Raw genomic sequence first — 23,593 nt, forward strand, 5'->3', positions numbered from 1 at the left:
CTCCCGACTGCGGGTTTTCGCTAGGGATTCGCACTTCTGCAACGGTTTACGGGGAGACTGGCAAGGTGGCGCGAGGTGATCTTTTCGCAATGTGAGATGCTGCACGGTTTGATGGATTTTGTAACCCGTCTTGCGGTCAAAAAGTTCGCCTGTTAAAAAACGGAGCCCCCATCCGGCGCGCCGCGCGCCGTCACTGTTTCCCATGCTGCTGCCAGTACCCCGATTCGCTCGCCTGCGTTCCCGCCGTCTCACGTTTGCCGTCATGGCTGCTTGGGGCATGGTCGCCTGCGCGCAAACGGGCAGTCAGGTGGCGACACCGCCACAAATTTCGGCCAGCACTGTGCCGCCGACGGCCATGGCGTCGACTTCGGCCCCAGCGAGCGTACCTACCGCTGCGCCCGTGGCGGCTGCCGCGCCGGCGACGGACCCGCTGTACGACCTGATCCAGCCGACCGTCGTCCCGGGTACGAGCAAGTCTGCCGATGCGGCTGTGGCGAATACGGCGAATACGGCGAATGCGGCACCATCCGAAACCATGGCAACCGTCGCGGCGGAGAACCCCGTGGACCCCGACTTCGTCGGTCCGCCCGAGTCGGCCGCAGCCCCGCCGCCTCCGCCACCGCCATTGGTCCTCTTCCCGCAGCGGCTGGGTGAATTCCCCGCGCAGCCGGCTCAGCCCGTCCAGCCGGCACGCGCCAGTGCCGCTGATGGCACAAACGGCGGTGATCAAGTCGACAGCGCTGAAGCGGATACGGTCTCGGATGCACCTCCGGTGCTCCGCTCGCAGTTGCCGGCCGAGGATCTCGCCGGCGATACGGTATGGCGCATGGGTTACAGCGGCCGTGCAGCGGTCGAGGACCGCGCCAGCACGCAGCGCGCCTGCCCGGGCGGTGGTACGCCGTCGGTCGGGCTCGGTGGCGGGCTGGCCTGCACCAGCACTGGCGAGGTCAAGATCCGCGAATCGCTGGCCGACATCGGCGGCGGCACCCAGGTCCAGCTCGTGGCCCAGGCCCGGGGTACCAACGCCACCTCGGTCAACGGCAACGCCGCCGCCGTGGACCCCTACGCACTGGTGCCGCAGTTCTATACCTCTGTCACCGGGCTCTCGGGTGTATCCGTGCTCGATGGCGCCAGCGTCTGGGCCGGCCGCCGCGAGAGCAATCCGTTCCTGATGTCGTCCGGCCTGCTGCCGCCCAACTCGCCCTCGATGCGATTCGGGGTGGATAACGCCAAACTGGGCGATTTCGGACTCAGTTATCAATACACCGCACGTAACGATCTGAACGGCGCCCATCTGCCCAGCTATCACAGCCTGCGCAGCGCCCCGATCGACACCAATGACAAGGGCAACGTCCAGTTGGGTTTCACGCGCGTGGAGCCGCTCTCGGCCATGGAAGACACCGGCAGCGCCTGGTGGGCCTCCGCCATGCACGAGCAGAAGAACGTGCTGATGGGCACCAACCGGCTGGGCGTGCAGTACGGGCAGGGGTCGCGCGCGGCCATGACCGGCTACACGGGCATGGGCGCTTCGCTGTCACGCGTGCGCGTGGCGGAATCGATGGAGTGGAAGGGCCGCTCGGGCATCGGCGGCTCGGTGGAATCGAGCCTGCAGCTGGACCGCTCGCCGGTCGGCACGCTGCAATGGGCGGCCACGCGCTTCCGTCCGGCCTATGTGGCCAACGACCAGTTCCGGCTCAACTTCGAAGTCGCGCACGACCAGATCTCGTCCGGGTTTGGCGTGGGTGGCCAGCGCACCGCGCTGACCGTGGCGCCGACCTTCACGCTCGGCAAGTCCACCGGCAACGCCAACCTACGCGCGTTCTACACCTACAGCCGCGCCAGCGACGTCGACGGCATCACCTTCGCCACGCCCGCCGAAGCCTGGGCGACCCAGACCAGCGGCTCGATCTTCGGCGTGCAGCTCAACCGCCGCTGGTAATCATTCTTCGGATAGATGATCGAGCGGAAATTTCAGCCCACTCGATTCGTCCCGTCACTGCAAATCGTTCCGCATCACCAGTAGCCACGGCATGTGCGAGTTGGTGAAGGCGTCGAGCTGGCCGGCATCGTTGAGGTCGATCTCGCTCATGGTCACCGACTGCTGCACATTGCCGCCGATGGCCCGCACCACGCGCGCAGCGGGGTCCACGGCCACGACGATGTCGCAGTGCATCGGCGTGGTGCCGAAGCCGATCTCCGACAGGTTCTCGAGGTACTTGTCACGTCCGCGCGGCGCGCAGATGACATCGCCAGGGCGCGGCAGCGCCGGCATCGGCTCGATATGGAAGGCGGGACGCGGCAGCTTGCCATCCCGGGCATCGACCACATACATCGCATGGGACTGACCGGTCAGGAACTGGTCGTTGTTGAGCCCAGCCTTGCGCATCACCCACGAAATGAACACGGCCGACCACGCCCACGCGCCTTGCGTCACCTGGCGGCAATCCGGCGCCTCGCCCACGATGCCCCAGTAGCGCTGGGCCATCCGGCAGCCTTGCGCGGTGGCTTCCATGCCCGTGCCATCGGGAAAACGTATGCAATCCGTTGCATTCCCGTTCTCGTCCGATTCATCGTCCGCCGACTGGGCGCCTTGCGGGGCGAGGGGGGCGAACGATTCGACTGCCACCGGGGCGGGCAGGGGACTGTGCGTCACACAGGCGCCATCGTCGCGGCCGATGCGCATGGTCTGGCTGCCCCACTTGCGCCACTCCTGCATGGCGATCTCGACAATGCGCTCACGCGGCGTGGCGCCGGGCGTGGTGGCCACGCGCTCCAGGTCGGGCAAGGGCACGGCCTGCGGACGTGCCGTGCGCGGCGGCGCGGCGGTGCAACCACATAGCACGGCGAGTGCTACCAGACTCAGAAAACGCCGAGTCAGTGCCTGTGGAGAAAGCTGTGGAGCCTTGTGTGGAAAGCGCTGTGTATAACGCTGTGGAAATCTGGGTGCGAGCGGGCTGGACGGCATGGCGAGGCCACGGATGGCGACGCCCGAGAATCCTAGTGCTGGCCACGTCCGGACGCCATTTTGAAGAGGATTGCGGCCGCCGTCTGACGGCACGGTGCAGCTGTGCGGTTTGCCGCGCACGGCGGCGGGAAACCTGTTGTGGATAACGTCCCCCGCCTGGCGCGCACCTGCGCCGGAGACGGCATCCGGTGGCGGCACGGCGGGGTCTTGCAAACCGGGCTGATTCATCGGCCCGCAAGCATCACTGGTTGACGGCGTCCTTGAACTTCTGGCCCGCCTTGAACTTCACGGTCTTGGCGGCTTCCACCTTGATTTCCTCGCCGGTACGCGGGTTGCGCGCCATGCGCTCGCCACGCTCGCCCTGGCTGAAGGTGCCAAAGCCGATCAGGCTCAGGGTATCGCCCTTGGCCACGGCGTCCATGATCGCGGTGAGCGTCACGTTGAGTGCCTGTTCCGCCTTGGCCTTGGTCAGACCGTCCACGCCAGCTGCAATCGCGTCGATCAGTTCGGTTTTCGTCATGCTTCACTCCGTCTCGAGTTGAAAAAACACTGACGTCCTGGCCGCGCCGGCTCCGCTGGAACCCGCACCGGCAAAGACGCCGCGGGCCACATCATACCGTGTCGGGGAAGGCGCACCGGGAACAGATTGTTACGCCAGCCATTGCCAGGCCTTGGCAGCAGGGGGGCTGAGGGCGATTGGGAAGCGGTATACGCGTCACGCGGAAGGGGCCTGGAAGCGCTGAGAGCCCTTCAGAGGCGTATACGCGGCTGACAGAGGGTTGGGGACGTATACGCGGCCAAAAGCGCCTGAGGGGCTTCTGGCGTGCCCGCGTGCCGGTATACGCGAAAAACGGGACCTGCTCAATTTTTCATCGACGTCCAAAACGGCCTTCCTCCCAAAGTCGGAGGGGTTCGGACGTATACCTCGCTGCGCTGCCGGCTCTCGTGCTTTCGGTTTACATCTTTCTTTTATGTATACGAATAGTAGTAGTCAATAGAGGGCGACCGTTTCTGTGGATAACCACGTATACGTCAATCGGATCAGATGTTTACGTATACCGAAAGCACAGGGAGCGGTTGTTGGCCGGCGTGGATGACTCAGCCGTCTGGAGGAGGATGGGAGGTATACCTCGTCGACTTGTTCCTGCGCCATCCCCATGTCACCCCCTTGCCGCCCACACCAAACCCGCGCGCTTATCCACAGATTTTGGCCGGTTTATCCACATGCATGACGGTATACAGGAGGCGAAAAGGGGTGTCGCGCCGACATGGTTGGCAGGTATCATCCGGGGCGCGCCGGAGTGGACCGGCAGTCATCGGTTTGACGGGGAAACAGCGACATGTCGGAACAAGGCAAGGCAAAGAAGGCGGGCAAGAAGAAGAGCGCCAGCGACCGCATCGAGGTGCGCCAGTCAGGCGTGCACGGCAAGGGCGTATACGCGATCGGCAATATCGCCGAGGGCGAGCGCGTGATCGAATACAAGGGCGAGCACATCTCGTGGAAAGAAGCGCTCAAGCGCCATCCGCATGATCCGGCCGACCCGAACCACACCTTCTACTTCAGCCTGGACGACGGCGACGTGATCGACGCCAAGTTCGGCGGCAACCGCGCGCGCTGGATCAACCATGCCTGCGAGCCGAACTGCGAGGCACGTGAGAAGAAGGGGCGCGTGTTCATCCACGCGCTGCGCGACATCGCCCAGGGCGAAGAGCTGTTCTATGACTATGGTTTGGTAATAGACGCGCGCTATACCAAGAAGCTGAAGAAGGAATACGAGTGCCGCTGCGGCAGCCCGAACTGCCGGGGCACGATGCTGGCCCCGAAGGAACGGAAGTAAGCAGTCGGAAGAAGTCAGCCGGCAGCCGTGCCGGGCGCCTCGCAGGGGATGCGGATCACGAACCGCATCGACGCGCGCCGGGGTGCCGGGTCGCGCTGCTCCCCATGGTCGCCGTGATCCCCGTGGCCAGCCACCACGGCTGACAGCGCGGACGGCGCCGGCACAGGCGCCGGGGAGGGCGCGGGCACGTCCTCGATACGGATGGTGCCCTGGTGCAGCGAGACGATTTCATGCACGATGGCCAGCCCCAGGCCGGCGCCGCTCGGCGCGGCCTGCTGCACCGCCTGGGCGCCGGGTGTGTGATCGCCCCGGAAGAAGCGCTTGAAGACTTCCTCGCGCCGCGCTGGCGCAATGCCCGGGCCGTTGTCTTCCACCATCACCACGGCCATGCCGCGATGGCCCATGGTCTCGCCACCCGCGCGCACCGTGATGCGCCCGCCGGCCGGCACGTATTTCACGGCATTGTCGATCAGGTTCGAGAGCGCCTCGCGCATCAGCAGCCGGTTGCCGCGCACCGTGGCCGGCGCGCTGCCGGTGAAGGTGGGGCCAGGCAGGATCTCGAAACCCAGGTCCACGCGGCGGGCCAGCGCCTGCGGCACCCATTCCGCGCCAATCTCGAAAGCCAGTTCGGCCAGGTCGAAATGTTCCACCGGCCCCAGCCGCTCCAGCGACAGCCCCGGCTCGGCCCGCGCCAGCGACAGCAGCTGGTTCGACAGCCGCACCGCGCGGTCGGCAGCGGTCTGCACCTCGCGCAGCGCGTGGCGGGCCACATCGGGGGAATCGGCATCGAGCGCGCGGTCCGCATGGAGCTTCACGGCGGTCAGCGGCGTGCGTAGCTGGTGCGCGGCATCGGCGATGAACTTGCGCTGGGCGTCCAGCGCATCGCGCAGGCGCGCCAGCAGCGCGTTCAGGCCGCGGATCAACGGTTCGACTTCGGCCGGCACCTGGGTTTCGTCCAGCGCGGCCAGCGAGCGGGCGGTCTGGCGGTTCAGCTTGTCGGTCAGGATCTGGAGCGGCACCAGTTCCTCCTTGAGCACGTGCGACAGGATCAGGCTGCCCACCAGCAGCAGCAGGATCAGCGGCACCGACACCGACAGCAGGATCTCGTTCGCCGCCGTCTCGCGGCGGTCTAGCAGTTCAGCGACTTCCACGACGATCGGCCCGCGCGACAGCGTGCCCTCGCCACTCGTGCCGAATTCGTCCGAGGCGGGGCTCGGCAGCGTCACCGGCAGCCGCACGGCGCGTACCTGGCGACCGCTGAACCACGCGTAGAACAGCCGTGCGTCGTGGAGCGTGGTCTGGCCCGTGCCGTAGCCGAGCCAGGTGTCCATGCCGCCGATCAGCCCGTCCGGGCCGTGGATACGCCAGTAGATGCGGTCGGAGCCTTCGGCCTCGACCAGCGTCTGGGCAATCATCGGAATATCTTGATCGAGGCGCGGCCCGGCGATGCGGATCTGCTGGGCGATGTTGTTCGCCACGCCATACAGCGCGCGGTCGAAGACCTGGGTGGTGTAGTGCGCCGCGAGCCAGTAGGAGAGCGAGCCGCTGACCAGCACCAGCGCGAACAGCGGCGTGGCCAGCGCGCGCAGCAGGTGGACACGCAGGCTCGGGTTCGAAGCGCGGACCAGCCGCGAACGCGAGGGGGAGGGAGAGTCAGTGTCCGCCACGAATCTGGAGCAGGTAGCCGAAGCCCCGCACGGTGACGATCTCGACATCCGCTTCCTCGAGCTTCTTGCGCACGCGGTGCACGTAGACCTCGATGGCGGTGTCGCCGACGGTATCGCCGCCCTCGCCAGCCGGATGGGCGAAGGTGGCCAGGTGGTCCTGCATCTGCGCCTTGCTCACCACGCGGCCCTGGCGCTGGAGCAGCAGTTCCAGCACGGCGAACTCGCGCGGCGACAGCTCCAGCGGCTTGCCGTCGACGAACATGCGGCGGTCGTTGCCGGACAGGCGCAGGCGGCCCAGGCGCACGTCGCGCTCGGGCGCGGCCTCGCCATGCTGGCTGCGGCGCAGCAGCACGCGCACGCGCGCTTCCAGCTCGGGCAGCGCGAAGGGCTTGACGAGGTAGTCGTCGGCGCCGGCGTTGAGGCCGGAGAGCTTGTCTTCGAGTTCGTCGCGGGCGGTCAGGATGATGACCGGCGTGGTGCGGTTGCGGGCGCGGTAGCGGGCCAGCAGCGTCATGCCGTCGATGCCGGGCAGGCCCAGGTCGAGGATGACGAGGTCGTGCTGCTCGCGCAGCAGGTGATCCGTGGCATACACGCCGTCATGGACCACGCGTACCTGATGGCCGGCACGGGTCAGGCCCGCCTCCACGCCACTGGCGATTTGACGGTCGTCCTCGATCAGCAGGATACGCATGGCAGGGGGCTCGGCGGCGTTGTGGGGCAATGCCGCCGATTGTACAGGGCAGCCTTGCGCGCTGCCTTTCAGTTGCCCTTCAGCTGGCGACAGTTATCTATAGCGCGACTTCAACGCGCCGGCGGGCCGCTGAAAGCCTGCTCGATGAAACGCGCCAGGTCGATATCGCGCTGGGTCAGGCCGTTGGCGTCGTGGGTGGACAGGGTGATGTCCACGCGGTTGTAGACGTTGAACCATTCGGGATGGTGATCGACCTTGTCGGCATGCAGCGCCACGCGCGTCATGAAGCCGAACGCCGCGTTGAAATCGGCGAACTTGAAGGATTTGTGAATGGCGTCGCGGTCCTGGACCGGGGTCCAGCCGGGTAGCCCGGCCAGCAGGCTGGCGCGGGCGTCTTGCGAAAGAGGGGTCATGATGGCCTCGGTGTTATGAATGTTCTGCGGCTCGGCTGTCGTCGTCAGATGTCGTTGCTGTCGGCCCAGCCCTCGCGGGTGCCGATGTTCAGCACACGGTCGCCCTCGGCGACATCGCCGGCGCCCAGCGTCGGCAGCGCGCGCAGTTGCCGGTACAGGTCCGAGAAGTCCGGCCGCGTGGCGTCGAACAGCTGTTCGAAGCTGTCGATCACGAAGTAGGTCTTCTGGAAGGTGTCGATCCGGTACCGCGTGCGCATGATGCGGTGCAGGTCGAAGCCGATCCGGTTCGGGCTGTCCGAATCCAGACTGTAGATCGATTCGCCCTGGCTGGACAGGATGCCCGCGCCAAAGATGCGCAGCCCGGCCGGGGTCTGGATCAGGCCGAATTCCACGGTGTACCAGTACAGGCGCGCGAGCATGTCCAGCGCGCCGAGCTTGGCCGCCTTCAAGCCACCCTTGCCGTACGCCTCCATGTAGTCGGCGAAGATCGGGTTGATCAGCAGCGGCACATGGCCGAACACGTCGTGGAAGCAGTCCGGCTCCTGGAGGTAGTCCAGCTGCTCGGGCTTGCGCATCCACCAGCTCGCCGGGAAGCGGCGGTTGGCCAGGTGCTCGAAGAACACCTCGTCCGGCACCAGGCCCGGCACGGCCACCACCTGCCAGCCCGTGGCGCGCATCAGCGTCTCGTTGAGCTGGTCGAACTCGGGCACGCGGTCGCGCTCCATGCCCAGCGTGCCCAGCCCTTGCAGGAACTCGTCGCAGACCCGGCCTTGCAGCATCGAGGCCTGGCGGTCGTAGAGCTTGCGCCAGATGGCGTGGTCGGTGCTGGTGTAGCGGTGCACCGGCTGGGCGATGGTGAAGTCGGGACGCAGTTCCTCGCCGGACAGCAGGCCGGCTTCGAATTGTTCCCTGAGCTTGGCGGTCATCGTGCCGGCAAAGTCGGCCGTGGTGTCCGGGGTGGCGTTCATCTGTGTGTCTCCAGCGATGCGGAATTTATGCACAGTGTAGGCGTGTGGACGTGCATTCAGGCCGCATAAACGGCTTGGTTTCGTCGGCGCATGCAGGTAACCTGCATCTTTCAGATCCTGGATGCGGATTTTCTGCGTGCCATGAACACTGCCAGCCTCGACCCCTACGACCTCGCCCTGCTGACCGCCCTGCAGGCCGACGGCCGCTCTACCCACCAGCAACTGGCCGAACGGGTGCACCTCTCGCCCAGCCAGGTCGGCCGCCGGCTGGCCAAGCTCGAGGCCGATGGCGTGATTACCGGCTACCGTGTGAATCTTTCGCCACAAGCGCTGGGTCTGGGCGTGCTGGTATTTATTAGTGTGAAACTGGCCCACCACGGCGACACCATCATCGAACGCTTCCGCGAGGAAATCCTGCTGCTGGAAGAGGTGCAGGAGTGCTACTCGGTCGCCGGCGAGGCCGATTACCTTGTCCGCGTGGTGGTGCCGGACCTGCCAACGCTGGCCGAATTCACCATGAAGCGCCTGATGCGCGTGCCCGGCGTGGAGAGCGTGCGGTCCAACATCGTGCTGACCGCCCTGAAGCGCGAAGGACCGCTGCCGCTGTCACATTTGCGCTGAATCAGCCATACACAAAATCCAAAATGTGCAGAGGCTTGCGCTTGCCATCCGCGCATGTCACCCTCGCCCCGAGCCAAATCCAACAAGGAAAGGATGATGGGGACGATTGTCACCTCGGGTCGCAGCGGCGGGTACGCCACCACGTTTGGGAGGCTGGCCGTGCTGGGCGCGGGACTGGCGCTGTGGGCCGGCGCCGGCGATGCGCACGCGGCGCAGATCGCGCGTTTCTCGCCCGAAGGGGTGGTGCCCCAGGTGCGCCAGGTGGCCATCCGGTTCGACGAGCCGATGGTGCCGATGGGCGACCTCAACGCCGCGCCACCCGCGGCGGTGTCCTGCACCGGCGGTGCGGCGGCCGGTAGCGGGCGCTGGGTCAACGCCACCAACTGGGTATTCGACTTCGAGCGTGACCTGCCGCCCGGCATGCGCTGCACGGTGCGCATTGCCGGCGGGCTCAAGAGCGTGGCTGGCAAGGCCTACGCGGGCAAGCCGGAATACCGGTTCGAGACCGGTGGGCCCACGGTGGTATCGGCCCGGCCTTCCGGCGGAGAGGTGGAGGAAGACCAGGTCTTCGTGCTGCGCTTTAACGGCGCGGCCACGGCCGGGTCGATCCGCGAACACGCGTGGTGCCAGGCCGAGGGCCTGGGCGAGCGCATTCCGGTACGGCTGCTGGCCGGCAAGGAACGCACGGACGTGATTGCGGCGGTCGGCTGGAACGAGATCGTCAAGCGGGAAGGGGAGGCGGTGCACCTGCTGGCCTGCCAGCAGAAGCTGCCCGCCGGCGCGCGCATGCAGCTCGTGCTCGATGCGGGCATCGCCACACCCTCCGGCATTGCCACCACGGCGCCGCGCCGCTTCGACTACACGGTGCGCGAAGCCTTCGCCGCCGGCTTCACCTGTGAGCGCGAACGGGCCGAGGCGCCCTGCACCCCGCTGCGGCCGATGACGGTGACCTTCACCGCCCCGATTCCGCGCAAGGTGGCCGAGCACATCGTCCTGAAAACCCCGTCCGGCCCGCGCGCGCCGGCCTTCGACCCGGACACGCCGCCGGACGCCCCGGTGGAGTCGGTCCGCTTCACCGCGCCGTTCCCGGAGCGCGCCAGCCTGACCATCGAGGCCCCGCGCGACATCAAGGACGACAGCGGCCGCCCGCTGACCAATGCGGACCTGTTCCCGATCAAGCTGACCACCGGCGCGCTGCCGCCGCTGGCCAAGTTCGCCGCCGCGCCGTTCGGCGTGGTGGAACGTTTCGCCGATGTGCCGCGCGGCAAGTCCCCGGCCGACTATCCGCCGCTGCTGCCCGTGACGCTGCGCAACGTGGAGGCCGACCTGCCCGCCACGTCCGTGCGCGCCCAGGCGGGCACTGTGGCGCGGCTCAAGGTCGATGACGACACGGCCATCCTGCGTTGGTTCGGCATGGTCAAGCGCATGCACGAGAACACGTGGACCAAGGAACAGATCGACGCGATCCGTGCCGGCCAGCCGCCGTACCGGGCCAAGAGCCCGCGCAACGCCCCGGCCATCGAGACGCGCGCGGTGCCATTGCTGCGCGGCGTGGCGGGCGCGCAGACGTTGGCGATTCCGAAATCGTCGGACACCTCGCCCCGACCCTTCGAGGTCGTCGGCATTCCGCTGCCCGAGCCGGGCTTCCACGTGGTGGAGATTGCCTCGCCGATGCTGGGTGCCGCGCTGCTCGGCAAGTCCGAGCCGATGTACGTGCGCACGGCGGCGCTGGTGACCAACCTCGGCGTCCATTTCAAGCTCGCGCGCGGCACTGCCGAGGGCGAGATGAGCGGACTGGCCTGGGTGACCGGCCTCGACGACGGCAAGCCCGTCGCCAACGCCCGCATCGCGGTGCGTAGCTGCGAGGGCGCCCTGCTGGGCGAAGGGACCACCGACGCCACCGGCGTCGCCCGCTTCGCCAAGCTGCCGGACCAGCGCTACCAGGACTGCGGCAACGGCATGGAGGGTTACTTCGTCTCCGCACGGATCGCCGCCGACCACCCGAAGGCGCGCGGCAAGGCCGACATGGCCTTCGTGATGTCGAACTGGAACCGTGGCATCGAGACGTGGCGCTTCAACGTGCCCACCGACATGAGCCCGAAGCAGACCGTGCGCGCGCACACCATCTTCGACCGCACGCTGCTGCGGCTGGGCGAGACGGTGTCGATGAAGCACCTGCTGCGCAGCGAGACGGCGCAGGGCTTTGCGCTGCCGGTATCGATGCCGGAGAAGGCCGTCGTCACGCATGACGGCAGCGGCCAGACCTATGAACTGCCGCTGGCCTGGCGTACCACGGCCACGGGCGGGCGCAGCGCCGAGAGCACCTTCCAGATCCCGCAGGCAGCCAAGCTGGGCGTCTACACCGTGGGGCTGGTCTATGTCGATGGCCGCACGCTCGACGGCGGCAGCTTCCGCGTCGAAGCATTCCGCCTGCCGGTACTGTCCGGTACGCTGAGCACGGCCAAGGACCCGAAAGCCAAGGGCAACGCGCTGGTCGCGCCGGGCGAGGTGCCGGTCGGCGTGGAAATCCACTATCTGAACGGCGGCGGCGCGGCCGGCCTGCCGGTGCGCCTGTCGGCGCTGCTGCGCGAGAAGCCGGTCAACTTCGCCGATTTCGACGAATTCTCGTTCCAGCCGCCGCGCGCGCAGGACGAGAAGGCCACCGTCGATGACGAAGACAGCGAGGACACATCCGGCGAAAGCCGCGAGAAGCTCGTCGCCGACAAGCTGCCCGTCACGCTGGACAAGGACGGCAACGGCAAGGTCACGGTCAAGGACATGCCGAAGATCACCACGCCGGGCGACCTCGTGCTGGAGGCCGGCTTTGCCGACCCGAATGGCGAGATCCAGACGCTGCGCCAGACCGTGCCGGTGTGGCCGGCCGCCGTGGTGGCGGGCATCCGCGCGGCCAACTGGGTATCGGTGAGCCAGAAGCTGTCGGTACAGGGCGTGGTGCTCGACACCCAGGGCAAGCCGGTGGCTGATACGCCGGTGCAGGTGAAGGCGCGCGCGCGCATCACCACGTCTGCCCGCCAGCGCGTGGTTGGCGGCTTCTATCGCTATGACAACCGTACCGAGAGCAAGGACCTGGGCGTGGTGTGCGAGTCGCGCACCGATGCGCAGGGCCGCATGCGCTGCGACGTGTCGCTGGCGCAGGCGGGGCAGGTGGAGCTGATCGCCAGTGCGCGCGATACGGACGGGCGTGTCTCGCAGGCTTCCACCACGGTCTGGGTCACACGCCAGGGCGAACTCTGGTTCGGCGGCGAGAACCACGACCGCATGGACGTGCTGCCGGAGAAGCGCGCCTACGCGCCCGGCGATACCGCCGTGTTTCAGGTGCGCATGCCGTTCCGCCATGCCACGGCGCTGGTCGCCATCGAACGGGAAGGCATTCTCGAAACGCAGGTGGTGGAGCTGAACGGCACCGATCCCACGGTGCGGCTCAAGGTGAAGCCGGAATGGGGGCCGAACGTCTATGTGTCTGTGTTGAGCGTGCGCGGGCGCCTCCGCGACGTGCCGTGGTACTCGTTCTTCACCTGGGGCTGGCGCCAGCCGGTGGACTGGTGGCGCGCGTTCCGCAGCGAGGGGCGCGACTACGTGGCGCCATCGCCGCTGGTGGACCTGTCCAAGCCGGCGTTCCGGCTCGGGCTGGCCGAGATCCGCGTCGGCAATGAAGCCCATCGGCTCGACGTGACCGTGACGCCGGACAAGGCCACCTACCCGGTGCGCGGCAAGGCGCGCGTGGTGGTGCAGGTGAAGCTGCCCGACGGCAAGCCCGCCGCCAACGGCGAGGTGGCGCTGGCCGCCGTGGACCAGGCGCTGCTCGAACTGATGCCGAACACGAGCTGGAACCTGCTCGACGCGATGCTGCAACGGCGCAGCTATGGCGTGGAGACCTCGACCGCGCAGATGGAGATCATCGGCAGGCGCCATTACGGCCGCAAGGCCGTGCCGGCCGGCGGCGGCGGGGGCAAGAGTCCGACGCGCGAACTGTTCGACACGCTGCTGCTGTGGAACCCGCGCGTGCAGCTCGACGCCGAAGGGCGTGCCACGCTCGACGTGCCGCTCAACGACTCGCTGACGAGCTTCCGCATCGTCGCCGTGGCCGACCTCGGCGTGGGCCGTTTCGGGTCCGGCAGCGCCACCGTCGCCGCCACGCAGGATCTGCAGATGATTTCGGGCCTGCCGCTGCTGGTGCGCGAGGACGACAAGTATCGCGCCATGTTCACGCTGCGCAACACCACGCAACGGGCGATGACTGTGGAGGCCACCGCGCGCGCCACGCTCGTCGATGCCCAGACGCTGCCGGCGCAGACCGTGGAGTTGGCGGCCGGCGCCTCGCGCGAGATTGGCTGGGACGTGACCGCGCCGGCGCTGCTGGCCTACAGCCGCAGCGGCACGGTAATGTGGGAGGTGGCGGCGACCGAGAAGGGTGGTAGCAATGCGGCCGACCGGCTCAAGCTCTCGCAGCAGATCGTCCCGGCGGTGCCCGTCACCGCGCAGCAGGCGATGCTGGCGCAAATGACGCCGACGGTCTCGGTGCCGGTGCAGGCCCCGGCCGGCGCGCTGACCGATCCGTCCGGCAAGCTGCGCGGCGGCATGCAGGTGACGATGCAGTCGTCGCTGGCGGGCGGGATGCCTGGCGTACGCGAGTGGTTCCGCCACTATCCCTATAGCTGCCTCGAACAGCGCACGTCGAAGTCGCTCGGCCTGGGCGACACGGCGGCGTGGGATGCACTGATGGCGCAACTGCCGTCCTACCTCGACAGCAACGGCCTGGCCGCCTACTTCCCGCTGCAGAGCGATGCGAGCGCGGGCAGCGAGGTGCTGACGGCCTACCTGCTGTCCGTGGCCGATGAGGCCGCACGGGCCGGTCTGCCGATGCGCCTCCCCGAGGCGCAGCGCGCGCAGATGGAGCGTGGGCTGACGTCGTTCGTCGAAGGGCGCATCACGCCGCCGCGCTGGGCGCCGGCATCCGCGTCGATGGACCTCGACGTACGCAAGCTGGCCGCGCTCGAGGCACTCTCGCGCACCGGCCACGCCCAGGCGCGCATGCTCGGCAGCGTCCAGATCCTGCCCGCGCAGTGGCCCACCTCGGCGCTGATCGACTGGCTGGCGCTGCTCTCGCGCGTGACGGACATCCCCGAGCATGAAAAACGCCTCGCCGAAGCCCAGCAACTGCTGCGCAGCCGGCTCACGGTGCAGGGCACGCGGCTGGTGTTCTCGACCGAGCGCAGTGACGACTGGTGGTGGCTGATGGCCAACGGCGACGTCAACGCCGCCAAGCTGCTGGCGCTGGCCACGCAACTGCCGGGCTGGAAAGATGATGTGCCGCAACTGGTGACCGGCCTGCTGGGCCGCCAGACGCGCGGCGCGTGGGGCACCACCACGGCCAACGCCTGGGGCGTGCTGGCCGTGCAGCGCTACGCGCAGGCGTTTGAGAAGACACCGGTGGCCGGCGGCGCGCGCGTGACGCTGGGCGATGCCTCGCGCACGTTCGACTGGTCGGGCGCGACCAAGAAGGATGGCGTGGCGAGCGGCGCGGTGGAACTGCCGTGGCCCGCTGCCGGCACGACTGGCACCTTGCAGGTCGAGCAGCAGGGCTCGGGCCGTCCCTGGGCCACGGTGCGGGCGATGGCCGCCGTGCCGCTGCGCGATCCGGTGGCGGCGGGGTATCGCATCAAGCGCACCGTGACGCCGGTGGAGCAGGCCGTGGCGGGCAAGTGGTCGCGCGGCGACTCCTATCGCGTGCGGCTCGAAGTGGACGCGCAGGCGGACATGACCTGGGTCGTGGTGAATGATCCGGTGCCGACCGGCGCCACCATCCTCGGCAGCGGGCTGGGCCGCGATTCGCAGATCGCCACGAGCGGTGAGAAGAAGTCGTCGGCGACCTTCACCGAACGCACGCCCGAGTCGTACCGCGAGTACTTCGGCTACTTGCCCAAGGGCAACGTGGCGGTGGAGTACACGGTGCGGCTCAACAACGCCGGCGAGTTCGCGCTGCCGCCCACGCGCGTGGAGGCGCTCTACGCACCCGACGTGTTCGGCGCCGCCCCCAACGCCAAGGTGACCGTGGGAGCGCGCCCATGAGCTGGCTCGCGATGCGGATGCCGCCGCGCGTGCGCGAGTGGTGGATCGCGGGCACGCTGGCCGCCGTGGTCTATGGCGTGCTGCTGCTCCAGGCGTCGATGGAGTTACCGCCCGGCACGCCGCTGACCGGCCAGATCGCCTACCAGCCGGCGTGGAAGACGGCGATGGCGATCATGCTGGCGCGCGCCGCATGGTTCCATCGCCCGCTTGGCGAGCGCCGCTGGCTGGTAGTGGCGCTCGTGTTCTCGGCGATCGGCGATTTCCTGCTCGCGCTGCCGGGCTTGAAGATCTCGTTCCTCGGCGGGCTCGGCGCCTTCCTGCTGGCGCACCTGGCCTACCTGCGCCTGTTCGTGCCGATGGCGCGTGATCTCCGGCCGCAGCGACTGCTGGGCTGCGGGCTGGTGATCGGTGCGGCGGGCGCGCTGCTCGGCCGCTTCTGGCCCAATCTTGGCGAGATGGCGCTGCCGGTCACGGTCTACATCGGCGCGCTGGCGGCCATGGCCTGCGCGGCGCTGTTGGCGCAGTTGCCTACGCCGCTCGCCGCGCTGGGCGCGCTGTGCTTCGTCGCCTCGGACGCGATGATCGGCATGGCCAGGTTCCTGTCCCCGTTCGATACCTACCAACTCGGCATCTGGTGGACCTACGCGCTGGCGCAGGTGCTGCTGGTGGCGGGGGTGGTGTCGGAGCGCGGGGAGGCCGGGGGACGATGACGATGCCGCGCCGCTTGTTTGCCCCACTCGTCCTGCTCGCGCTGGCCGCAGCCACGTCCTCGGCGGCGGCGGTGCCCGCCTTCCGCGACGTGCGCGACAACTGGCGCAGCGCCGACATCGTCGTGATGGATCGCCATGGCGAACCCGTGGCGCGCGTGCGGGACGACTTCCGCGCGCGGCGTGGCGACTGGGTGACGCTGGCCGACACCTCGCCGGCCCTGCGCACGGCCATCGTGCTGTCCGAGGACCGGCGCTTCTACGCGCACAGCGGCGTGGACTGGCAGGGCGTGGCCGCCGCCGCGTGGGCCAATATGTGGAACACGCGCACGCGCGGTGCCTCCACGCTGACCATGCAGCTGGCCGGTCTGCTCGATGAAGACCTGCGTGCCGCGCGCGGGCGCAGCTTCGGCCAGAAGGTAGGGCAGGCGGTCAGCGCCGCCTCGCTCGAACACGGCTGGAGCAAGGACCAGATCCTCGAGGCGTACCTGAACCTCGTGCCGTTCCGGGGCGAGCTGGTGGGGCTCTCGGCGATGTCGCAGACGCTGTTCGGCAAGGTGCCGAGCGGCCTGAATGCGCGCGAGGCGGCGCTTGCCGTGGCACTGGTGCGCGGCCCCAACGCCGCGCCGGGGCAGGTGTCGGTGCGGGCGTGCCGCATCCTGCGCGAGATGAAGCAGCCGCGCGAGTGCGACGGCCTGGATGGCTTCACGGCGCTGGCCTTGGCGAAGTCGGCCAGCGTGCCGGACGCGAGTTTCCGGACCAATCTGGCGCCGCACCTTGCGCGCGCCGTGATCGCCCATACGCGCGAGACGCTGCCGGCAGGGCGGCCGGTGCCGGCGCGCATCGCTTCCACGGTCGATGCCGAGGTGCAGCGCGTGGCCGTGGACAGCCTGTCGCGCCATCTGCGCGAACTGGCCGGGCGCAATGCCGAGGACGGCGCCGTGGTGGTCATCGACAATGCCAGCGGCGATGTGCTGGCCTATGTGGGCTCCTCAGGCGCGCTGTCGTCGGCCGCACAGGTCGATCACGCCGCCGCGCCGCGTCAGGCCGGCTCGACGCTGAAGCCGTTCCTGTACGCGCAGGCCATCGAGGAACGACGGCTGACGGCCGCGTCGCTGCTCGATGACCGTCCTGTCAACCTGCCGACCGGCGGCGGGCTCTACATTCCGCAGAATTACGATCATCGCTACGCGGGCTGGGTCAGCCTGCGCGCGGCGCTCGGCTCGTCACTGAACGTGCCGGCCGTGCGGACGCTGGTGATGGTCACGCCGCATCGCTTTCATCGGCGGCTGGTGGCGCTGGGCCTGCCGCTCACCGAATCGGGCGATTACTACGGCTACAGCCTCGCGCTGGGCAGCGCCGATGTGTCGCTGTTGTCGCTGACCAATGCCTATCGGAGTTTTGCGAACCAGGGCGCCTACGGCCCGGTGCGGATGACCGTGGACGGCGCGACGGTGCCCCGCCAGCCCGTGATGAGTCCGGCGGCCAGCTATGTGATTGGCGATGTGCTGGCCGACCGCCACGCGCGGGCGCGAACCTTCGGCCTCGACAGCCCGCTGACCACGCGCTTCTGGACCGCCGTGAAGACCGGCACCAGCAAGGACATGCGCGACAACTGGTGCATCGGCTGGTCGCAGCGCTACACGGTGGGCGTGTGGATCGGCAACGCCAGCGGCGCGAGCATGCACGATGTGTCGGGGGTCTCCGGCGCGGCGCCGGTGTGGCACGACGTGATGGCGGCGCTCCATCGGCAGTCGTCCAGCCGCGCGCCCGCGATGCCGGCCGGCGTGGAGCGGGTGCCGCTGACCTTCGCCGACAACCTCGAGCCGGCGCGCGAGGAAGTGTTCCTGGCCGGCACCGCCGTGACGCGCATCAACGTGGGCGCGGCGCCACCGTCGAGCGGCACGCCGGCCATCGCCAGTCCCAGGGATGGCACGATCTTCGCGCTCGATCCCGATATTCCGCCCGATGCGCAACGCGTCTGGTTCCATGCCGATGGGCTGACCGGGCAGACGGCGCGCGCGGTGAGCTGGCGCATCGACGGCAAGCCGCTCGGCAAGGGTGGGCAGCTGGCGTGGCTGCCGTGGCCGGGCCGGCATCGCGTGGAACTGGTCGATGCGGCGGGCAAGGTCGTCGATGACATCGGCATCGAGGTGCGCGGCGCCAGCGTGCGCGAGGCCGGGCCGCAGCGCACGTCGATGCGGCGCTAGGCCGTTGCCGGCAGGCCGCGCGCCTTGAGGAAATCGACGAATACGCGCAGCTTGGGCGGCATCAGCGCGCGGCTCGGGTAGTAGAGGTAGAAGCCCGAGAACGGCGGCGTCCAGTCTTCCAGCACGGTGACGAGCTGGCCTGCCGCCAGCGCGGCCTGGATGTGGTGCGGGAACTCGTAGATCAGGCCGAGCCCGGCCACCGCAGCCTGATGCAGCATGGTCTTGTCATTGGCGATCAGCGCGGCGCGCGTATCGACCGTGAACGGCCGCCCGCCGCGCGCGAACTCCCAGCGATACACCGAACCTATCGGCCCGAAGCGGTATTGCAGGCAGGCGTGCTGATGCAGTGCGTGCGGCGTCTGCGGCGTGCCGTGGCGGGCGAGGTAGTCGGGCGAGGCCGCCACGAACATCCGCAGCGGGCCGGTCACTGGAATCGCCACCATGTCCTGGTGGAGTGCCTCGCCCAGCCGCAGGCCGGCGTCGAAACCTTCGGCGATCAGGTCGACGAAGCGGTCGTCGGTGACCAGATCGACGCAGATCGACGGATAGGCGCGCATGAAGTCCGTCAGGATCGGCCGCAGCGCGATGACCACCGCCGAGTGCGAACTGGTCAGCCGCAGCGTGCCGACCGGGGTGTCGCGCTGGGCGCGGGCGTCCTCGGTGGCCGCCTGGATCTCGGCCAGCGCCGGCGCCACGCGGGCCAGCAGTGCCGCGCCGGCCTCGGTCAGGCCGACATGGCGCGTGGTCCGCTGCAGCAGCCGCACACCCAGCCGGTCTTCCAGGTGCCGGATGGTCTGGGAGACCGCCGAGGGGCTGACGCCCAGCGCGCCGGCAGCGGCCGTGAAGCTGCCAAGCCGCGCCACGCAGGCGAAGGCGGCCAGCGAGGGCAGGGAATCAGGATCGATTGTGAAGTCGGGCTTCATGATGCTTGCAGCGTAGCATGCTGTTTCCGATCGCGCGGGATGGGGATACTGGGCGCCAGTTTCCAACCCCGTCACAAGGAGTCTCACATGACCGCAATGCGCAAACTGGGCCGGGTCGGCCCCGACGTCTTCCCGCTGGGCCTCGGCTGCATGGGCATGAGCGACTTCTACGGTGCGCACGACGACGCCGAGTCGATCCGCACGATCCACCATGCCATCGAGCGCGGCGTGAACCTGCTCGACACGGCCGACATCTACGGCCCGCACACCAATGAGCAGTTGCTTGGCCGCGCGCTGGCCGGCGGGCGGCGCGACAAGGTGGTGCTGGCGACCAAGTTCGGCATGGTGCGCGACCCGGCCAATCCGGCGGCGCGCGGCGTGAACGGGCGGCCCGAGTACGTGCGTGCCGCCTGCGATGCCAGCCTGAAGCGGCTGGGCCTCGACACCATCGATCTCTATTACCAGCATCGCGTGGACCCGACCGTGCCGATCGAGGACACCGTCGGCGCGATGGCCGAACTGGTCCAGGCGGGCAAGGTGCGCTGGATTGGGCTGTCAGAGGCGGGCGCGGAGACCATCGAACGCGCCCACGCGGTGCATCCACTCACCGCGCTGCAGACCGAGTACTCGCTGTGGACGCGTGACGTGGACGAAAACGGCATCTACGCCACGTGCGAGCGGCTCGGCATCGGCTTCGTGCCGTACAGCCCGCTCGGGCGCGGCTTCCTGACCGGGGCCATCCGCACGCCAGACGACTTCGATGCGGACGACTATCGCAAGACCAATCCGCGCTTTATCGGCGAGAACTTCGCCCGCAACCTGGCGCTGGTGGACAAGGTCCGTGCGCTGGCCGATGCCCGCGGCTGCACGCCGGCTCAACTGGCGCTGGCCTGGGTGCTGGCGCGCGGCGAGCATGTGGTGCCGATTCCGGGCACGCGCCGCATCGCCAATCTCGATGACAACCTTGGTGCGCTCGATGTGCGGCTCGGAGCGCAGGATCTTGCCGACATCGAGGCCGTATTCCCGGCCGGCGCAGCGGCGGGTACGCGCTACGCGGCGGCGGTGATGGGGATGCTGTCGCGCTGATCCCGGGGGCGCGGCATGGGGGACAATGGCGGATTGCCTTCGGCCCACCTGTCACCCATCCGTCGCCCGATGCCCAACGCCTTCGTCCCACTCGACGCCGCCGCCACGGCGGCCCGCCTGCCGTATCCCGAACTGGCCCAGGCCATCGCCGCCATGCTCGCTGAACTGCGGGACGGCAGCGCGATGGCGCCGCCGCGCATCGCGCTGCCCGTGGGCGACGCCGCGAGCGGCGCCGGGACGCTGCTGGTCATGCCTGCGCGCAACCGCGACCTGGTGATGACCAAGAACATCACCGTCCATCCCGACAATCCCCGGCGCGGCCTGCCGACCATCCTCGGCGAAGTGCTGGTCGCCAATGCGCAAACGGGCGAGCGGATCGCCATGCTCGATGGCCCCACGGTCACGGGGCGGCGCACGGCGGCGGTCACGCTGCTGGCGGCGCAGTCGTTCGCGCCCGAGCCCGATGGCGAGCTGCTGATCGTCGGCGCCGGCGTGCAGGCGCAGACCCACCTCGAGGCCTTCGTGGCCGGCCTGCCGGTACGGCGGGTCTGGCTGCAGTCGCGCACGCGCGACAAGGCCGAGGCGCTGGCCACCCAGGCGCGCGCCCTCGGCGTGGAAGCGAGGGTGATCGACGATGTGGCCGAGGCACTTCCACATGTGTCGATGGTCGTCACGGTGACGTCGAGCCGCACGGCGGTGCTGCCCGACCTCGACAGTGGGTTGTGGACAGATCGGCACTTCGTCGCAGGCGTCGGCGCATTCCGCCCCGATATGTGCGAGCTGCCGCCCGTGCTCTGCCAGACCGCCTCCGCCCGAGGCAGGCTGCTGGCCGACACCCTGTTCGGCATCGAGGACGAGGCGGGCGACCTGCTCCAGGCCGGCATCGACTGGGCCACGGTCCAGCCGTTCGAAACCGCCATTCTCGATGCCGACGCTCTGCGCGCCCGCACCGGCTGCCCGCTGGTCTTCAAGAGCGTGGGCTACGCGCTCTGGGACCTCGCTGCCTGCGTGCTGGCGAGCCGGAGTGACGCCGGCTGACCTTCGTCCTCAGCGGAAAAACCACGCTGTTCGAATGGATTATCGTTTTGTGAACAGAACCGTTGCGCGAAAGCCGCGTTTTGAGGCGAATTCGACCTCGATTTGTGCGAGGTTCTTGGGTTAACCCTGCCTTTAGGGCAATTCTTCTACCTCCCGGTATCACGTTTGAAACAGCTTGCCGTCCGTGAGACGGATAATGCGTGCCAGCAGTGAGTTGAGACAGAACGAGGATGAGGAGTAAGAGGAATCATGAAGAACACCTATAAGAAGATGCTCGTGGCCGCCGCCGCAATGACGCTGGCGGGCGTGGCACAAGCACAATCCGCGGGCAGCAATATCGTCAGCTTGGGCTGGTTCCGGGTGATGCCGCAGGGCCACTCGGAATTCCTGACGATCGACTCGGTCGCGGGCCGTCCCACCGGTGGCCTGCAGCGCCAGAACACGGGCGCCACGATCGACTCGGCCGACACGGTCGGCCTGGCGTTCAGCCACTTCTTCACGGACAACATCTCCACGGAATTCGTGGCCGGCATTCCGCCGGAGCACGACGTGAGCGGTGACCGTGGCTACGAGAAGTACGGCAAGCTCGGCAAGGTGCGCCAGTGGAGCCCGGCCATCGTCGCCAAGTGGCACTTCTTCGACGCCAAGACGAAGTTCCGCCCGTACGTGGGCATCGGCGTGAACTACACGTGGTTCACGGGCGAAACGGTCACCAACCAGACCTTCGTGCAGAGCGAATTCGGCCCGGGCTCGACCATGACCGCCTCGGCCAAGCCGTCGTGGAACCCGGTGTTCAACGTCGGCGCCAACTATGCCGTGACCGACAACTGGTTCGTCGGCCTGTCGGTGTCCTACGTGCCGATCTCGACCACCGCCAACTTCACCACCACGCTGGCCAACGGCGCGCAGGTGCAGTCGCACACCAAGATCAAGATCGACCCGATCGTTACCTTCCTGAATGTGGGGTATCGGTTCTGATCGGTTTGATCCGGACGTGATGTGACAAGAAGGGCACCCTAGGGTGCCCTTTTTTCATGGTTCGCGCGATACCGTCAGGAACTGAACCTGAACAAGAGCCGTGAACCGAGGGTGCCGTCAGGATTGAGGGTCCGCCATTTCCCCTCATGCAGGACCAGAGGGCGACGGCCAAACGTTCGGAATCTACTGAAACTTGCGCCCTGGACATCCTGTGCGGCGGCATTGACCAGGCGATATTCCAGCGGTCCACCGCGACGCCGCCTCAAGACCAGAGAGCCGTCTTCATAACGGAAAACGATGGTGCCGTCGATATTCGCGGCGGTCGGAAGCAGCAGACCTTCGGGACCGGCAAGTTCCTTGCGGTATATCCGACTCTGTTCCGCCGTGTCGGTGAATGCGAAGCTGGAGTATTCCTTGAAATACTCAGCCGGACATTTGCCGAAAACGTCGAGCGGCATGGGTGTGCGGAGCAGCCGCCGGAAACCCATGCTGTAGAGCATGCAGGTTTTGGCCTGCAGATCCGTTGTTTTCCACAGCATCAGACCGGGGCGCAGGGAAACGAAGAAGTCGTGCAGGACCTCGATCCTGTCAAACGGCGGGACGTCGACGGGCTCGCCGGACAAGGTGAAGAGCTGCATGCGCACCTTCGTTGCCAGCAGGTAGGCCGGGACAGGGGGCGCCACGGCGGGGCTGGGGTGCCTTGCCTGAATGATCTCGACGGCCTTCCAATTAGGCCGCAGTATCTCGCGCCGCGTCGACGGGTCCCTGACACCGTAAGAGCCTGATCTGGCCCTGACCACTGCCACGCGTCCTTCCCACTCTTGCATCGAGGAATAGGGGAGGTTTGGGGCCGACACATAGCGTGTCGGCAATTCATCAGGCTCCTGCGGAGAGGCGGTGGCCCCGTTGGACAGCGTAAAAGTGCCGATGAGAACGAGCAGGCATCGCAACGGTTTCATATCGATGGATCGCGGTCGAGGAAGCTTGGACCGCGGAATCTATATGACGGGTTGCGCTCCGGCTATGGCCATACGCTGAAATTGCGATGATTCAGGCGCAACACAAAATTGCGCCAGTTTCACTCCGCCTTCACCGGATACCCCGCCCCCTCGATCGCCTGCCGCAGCGCCTGTCGATCCGCGCCCGATTCCACCTTCACCGCCTGCGTCGGCACATCGGCCGTGACGCGTGCCGCAGGATCAACGGCCTGCACGGCCTGGGTGATGGCGCGGACGCAATGGTTGCAGGACATGCCTTCGACTTGGAACTGGATCATCTTGGAACTCCGGGATTAATGACGATAGCCTGCAGTGTGAACCTTCCCACCATGGGAAGCGCAAGCGCTTTCCGCGTCGCGCAAAGACCTTGACCTTCCAATCATGGTAGGGTTCACAGTGC

The 23,593-nt window shown here is 67.9% G+C and carries 18 protein-coding genes; 9 read left to right on the top strand and 9 right to left on the bottom strand.

From position 1 onward, the window contains the following. The first annotated feature begins 202 nt into the window (after positions 1–202). Positions 203–1,939: a carbohydrate porin gene (locus tag AC1DFU_RS07945; RefSeq protein WP_441591601.1), complete on the top strand. Its 1,737-nt coding sequence runs from the start codon at positions 203–205 to the stop codon at positions 1,937–1,939. Positions 1,940–1,993: 54 nt separating this feature from the next. On the opposite strand, the gene AC1DFU_RS07950 is transcribed toward AC1DFU_RS07945, so the two are convergent. Beyond that, positions 1,994–2,965 (bottom strand): DUF2272 domain-containing protein, encoded by a 972-nt coding sequence (locus AC1DFU_RS07950; protein ID WP_092290957.1) that lies wholly within the window; start codon positions 2,963–2,965, stop codon positions 1,994–1,996. A 241-nt stretch (positions 2,966–3,206) separates the two neighbouring features. Next, complete coding sequence (locus tag AC1DFU_RS07955) at positions 3,207–3,485, bottom strand: HU family DNA-binding protein (RefSeq protein WP_092290955.1); 279 nt, start codon at positions 3,483–3,485, stop codon at positions 3,207–3,209. Between the two features lie 820 nt (positions 3,486–4,305). Between AC1DFU_RS07955 and AC1DFU_RS07960 the strand changes: the two genes are divergently transcribed. Next, a complete protein-coding gene (locus AC1DFU_RS07960) occupies positions 4,306–4,803 on the top strand; it encodes an SET domain-containing protein (protein ID WP_092290953.1) in 498 nt (165 codons plus the stop codon). 14 nt (positions 4,804–4,817) lie between these two features. On the opposite strand, the gene AC1DFU_RS07965 is transcribed toward AC1DFU_RS07960, so the two are convergent. From AC1DFU_RS07965 to phhA, 4 genes are all read right to left on the bottom strand, one after another. Beyond that, positions 4,818–6,518 (bottom strand): sensor histidine kinase, encoded by a 1,701-nt coding sequence (locus AC1DFU_RS07965; RefSeq protein WP_092290950.1) that lies wholly within the window; start codon positions 6,516–6,518, stop codon positions 4,818–4,820. Further along, the gene (locus AC1DFU_RS07970) at positions 6,457–7,161 is read right to left on the bottom strand and encodes a response regulator transcription factor (protein ID WP_092290948.1); all 705 of its coding nucleotides are present in this window, start codon (positions 7,159–7,161) and stop codon (positions 6,457–6,459) included. Before AC1DFU_RS07970 ends, AC1DFU_RS07965 begins: the two co-directional genes overlap by 62 nt. 110 nt (positions 7,162–7,271) lie before the next feature. Further along, on the bottom strand, positions 7,272–7,595 hold the full coding sequence (locus tag AC1DFU_RS07975) for a 4a-hydroxytetrahydrobiopterin dehydratase (RefSeq protein WP_255370721.1): 324 nt from the start codon (positions 7,593–7,595) through the stop codon (positions 7,272–7,274). A gap of 23 nt (positions 7,596–7,618) precedes the next feature. After that, complete coding sequence (phhA, locus tag AC1DFU_RS07980; protein WP_441591604.1) at positions 7,619–8,542, bottom strand: phenylalanine 4-monooxygenase; 924 nt, start codon at positions 8,540–8,542, stop codon at positions 7,619–7,621. A 141-nt stretch (positions 8,543–8,683) separates the two neighbouring features. Here phhA and AC1DFU_RS07985 point away from each other — a divergent pair, with 141 nt between their 5' ends. The 4 genes from AC1DFU_RS07985 (at position 8,684) to pbpC (ending at position 18,170) form a co-directional block, all read left to right on the top strand. Then, positions 8,684–9,163, top strand: coding sequence for an Lrp/AsnC family transcriptional regulator (locus tag AC1DFU_RS07985; RefSeq protein WP_092292059.1), 480 nt, complete (start codon positions 8,684–8,686; stop codon positions 9,161–9,163). 93 nt (positions 9,164–9,256) lie between these two features. Next, entirely contained in the window at positions 9,257–15,253 is a 5,997-nt protein-coding gene (locus AC1DFU_RS07990; RefSeq protein ID WP_441591606.1) for an alpha-2-macroglobulin family protein, read from the top strand. Beyond that, complete coding sequence (locus AC1DFU_RS07995; protein ID WP_092290940.1) at positions 15,250–15,963, top strand: lysoplasmalogenase; 714 nt, start codon at positions 15,250–15,252, stop codon at positions 15,961–15,963. The genes AC1DFU_RS07990 and AC1DFU_RS07995 overlap by 4 nt, the downstream gene beginning before the upstream one ends. 2 nt (positions 15,964–15,965) lie before the next feature. Then, entirely contained in the window at positions 15,966–18,170 is a 2,205-nt protein-coding gene (gene pbpC / locus AC1DFU_RS08000) for a penicillin-binding protein 1C (RefSeq protein WP_092290938.1), read from the top strand. On the opposite strand, the gene AC1DFU_RS08005 is transcribed toward pbpC, so the two are convergent. Continuing rightward, positions 18,167–19,093 (bottom strand): LysR family transcriptional regulator, encoded by a 927-nt coding sequence (locus AC1DFU_RS08005; protein ID WP_092290936.1) that lies wholly within the window; start codon positions 19,091–19,093, stop codon positions 18,167–18,169. The genes pbpC and AC1DFU_RS08005 overlap by 4 nt on opposite strands. Before the next feature lie 87 nt (positions 19,094–19,180). Between AC1DFU_RS08005 and AC1DFU_RS08010 the strand changes: the two genes are divergently transcribed. From AC1DFU_RS08010 to AC1DFU_RS08020, 3 genes are all read left to right on the top strand, one after another. Beyond that, complete coding sequence (locus tag AC1DFU_RS08010) at positions 19,181–20,179, top strand: aldo/keto reductase (RefSeq protein WP_092290933.1); 999 nt, start codon at positions 19,181–19,183, stop codon at positions 20,177–20,179. 69 nt (positions 20,180–20,248) lie between these two features. Continuing rightward, on the top strand, positions 20,249–21,217 hold the full coding sequence (locus AC1DFU_RS08015; protein ID WP_441591611.1) for a delta(1)-pyrroline-2-carboxylate reductase family protein: 969 nt from the start codon (positions 20,249–20,251) through the stop codon (positions 21,215–21,217). Between the two features lie 249 nt (positions 21,218–21,466). Beyond that, entirely contained in the window at positions 21,467–22,195 is a 729-nt protein-coding gene (locus AC1DFU_RS08020; protein WP_092290929.1) for an OmpW/AlkL family protein, read from the top strand. Between the two features lie 74 nt (positions 22,196–22,269). On the opposite strand, the gene AC1DFU_RS08025 is transcribed toward AC1DFU_RS08020, so the two are convergent. Continuing rightward, the gene (locus AC1DFU_RS08025; protein WP_441591613.1) at positions 22,270–23,154 is read right to left on the bottom strand and encodes a hypothetical protein; all 885 of its coding nucleotides are present in this window, start codon (positions 23,152–23,154) and stop codon (positions 22,270–22,272) included. A gap of 119 nt (positions 23,155–23,273) precedes the next feature. Next, positions 23,274–23,471 carry a heavy-metal-associated domain-containing protein gene (locus AC1DFU_RS08030; RefSeq protein ID WP_092290925.1) on the bottom strand — a complete coding sequence of 66 codons (198 nt, stop codon included), beginning with the start codon at positions 23,469–23,471 and terminating at the stop codon, positions 23,274–23,276. Positions 23,472–23,593: the final 122 nt, after the last annotated feature.

The sequence above is a fragment of the Cupriavidus sp. 10L45 genome, from assembly GCF_056395225.1.

Bases quoted from the DNA above. Each gene is read 5' to 3' on its own strand.
- AC1DFU_RS07955 (WP_092290955.1), bottom strand. From the start codon at position 3,485: ATGACGAAAACCGAACTGATCGACGCGATTGCAGCTGGCGTGGACGGT.
- AC1DFU_RS08015 (WP_441591611.1), top strand. From the start codon at position 20,249: ATGCCCAACGCCTTCGTCCCACTCGACGCCGCCGCCACGGCGGCCCGC.
- AC1DFU_RS08010 (WP_092290933.1), top strand. From the start codon at position 19,181: ATGACCGCAATGCGCAAACTGGGCCGGGTCGGCCCCGACGTCTTCCCG.
- AC1DFU_RS08020 (WP_092290929.1), top strand. From the start codon at position 21,467: ATGAAGAACACCTATAAGAAGATGCTCGTGGCCGCCGCCGCAATGACG.
- AC1DFU_RS08005 (WP_092290936.1), bottom strand. From the start codon at position 19,093: ATGAAGCCCGACTTCACAATCGATCCTGATTCCCTGCCCTCGCTGGCC.
- AC1DFU_RS07965 (WP_092290950.1), bottom strand. From the start codon at position 6,518: ATGTCGAGATCGTCACCGTGCGGGGCTTCGGCTACCTGCTCCAGATTC.
- AC1DFU_RS07985 (WP_092292059.1), top strand. From the start codon at position 8,684: ATGAACACTGCCAGCCTCGACCCCTACGACCTCGCCCTGCTGACCGCC.
- AC1DFU_RS07945 (WP_441591601.1), top strand. From the start codon at position 203: ATGCTGCTGCCAGTACCCCGATTCGCTCGCCTGCGTTCCCGCCGTCTC.
- AC1DFU_RS07995 (WP_092290940.1), top strand. From the start codon at position 15,250: ATGAGCTGGCTCGCGATGCGGATGCCGCCGCGCGTGCGCGAGTGGTGG.
- AC1DFU_RS07950 (WP_092290957.1), bottom strand. From the start codon at position 2,965: ATGCCGTCCAGCCCGCTCGCACCCAGATTTCCACAGCGTTATACACAG.
- pbpC (WP_092290938.1), top strand. From the start codon at position 15,966: ATGCCGCGCCGCTTGTTTGCCCCACTCGTCCTGCTCGCGCTGGCCGCA.
- AC1DFU_RS07960 (WP_092290953.1), top strand. From the start codon at position 4,306: ATGTCGGAACAAGGCAAGGCAAAGAAGGCGGGCAAGAAGAAGAGCGCC.
- AC1DFU_RS08025 (WP_441591613.1), bottom strand. From the start codon at position 23,154: ATGAAACCGTTGCGATGCCTGCTCGTTCTCATCGGCACTTTTACGCTG.
- AC1DFU_RS07990 (WP_441591606.1), top strand. From the start codon at position 9,257: ATGATGGGGACGATTGTCACCTCGGGTCGCAGCGGCGGGTACGCCACC.
- AC1DFU_RS07970 (WP_092290948.1), bottom strand. From the start codon at position 7,161: ATGCGTATCCTGCTGATCGAGGACGACCGTCAAATCGCCAGTGGCGTG.
- AC1DFU_RS08030 (WP_092290925.1), bottom strand. From the start codon at position 23,471: ATGATCCAGTTCCAAGTCGAAGGCATGTCCTGCAACCATTGCGTCCGC.
- phhA (WP_441591604.1), bottom strand. From the start codon at position 8,542: ATGAACGCCACCCCGGACACCACGGCCGACTTTGCCGGCACGATGACC.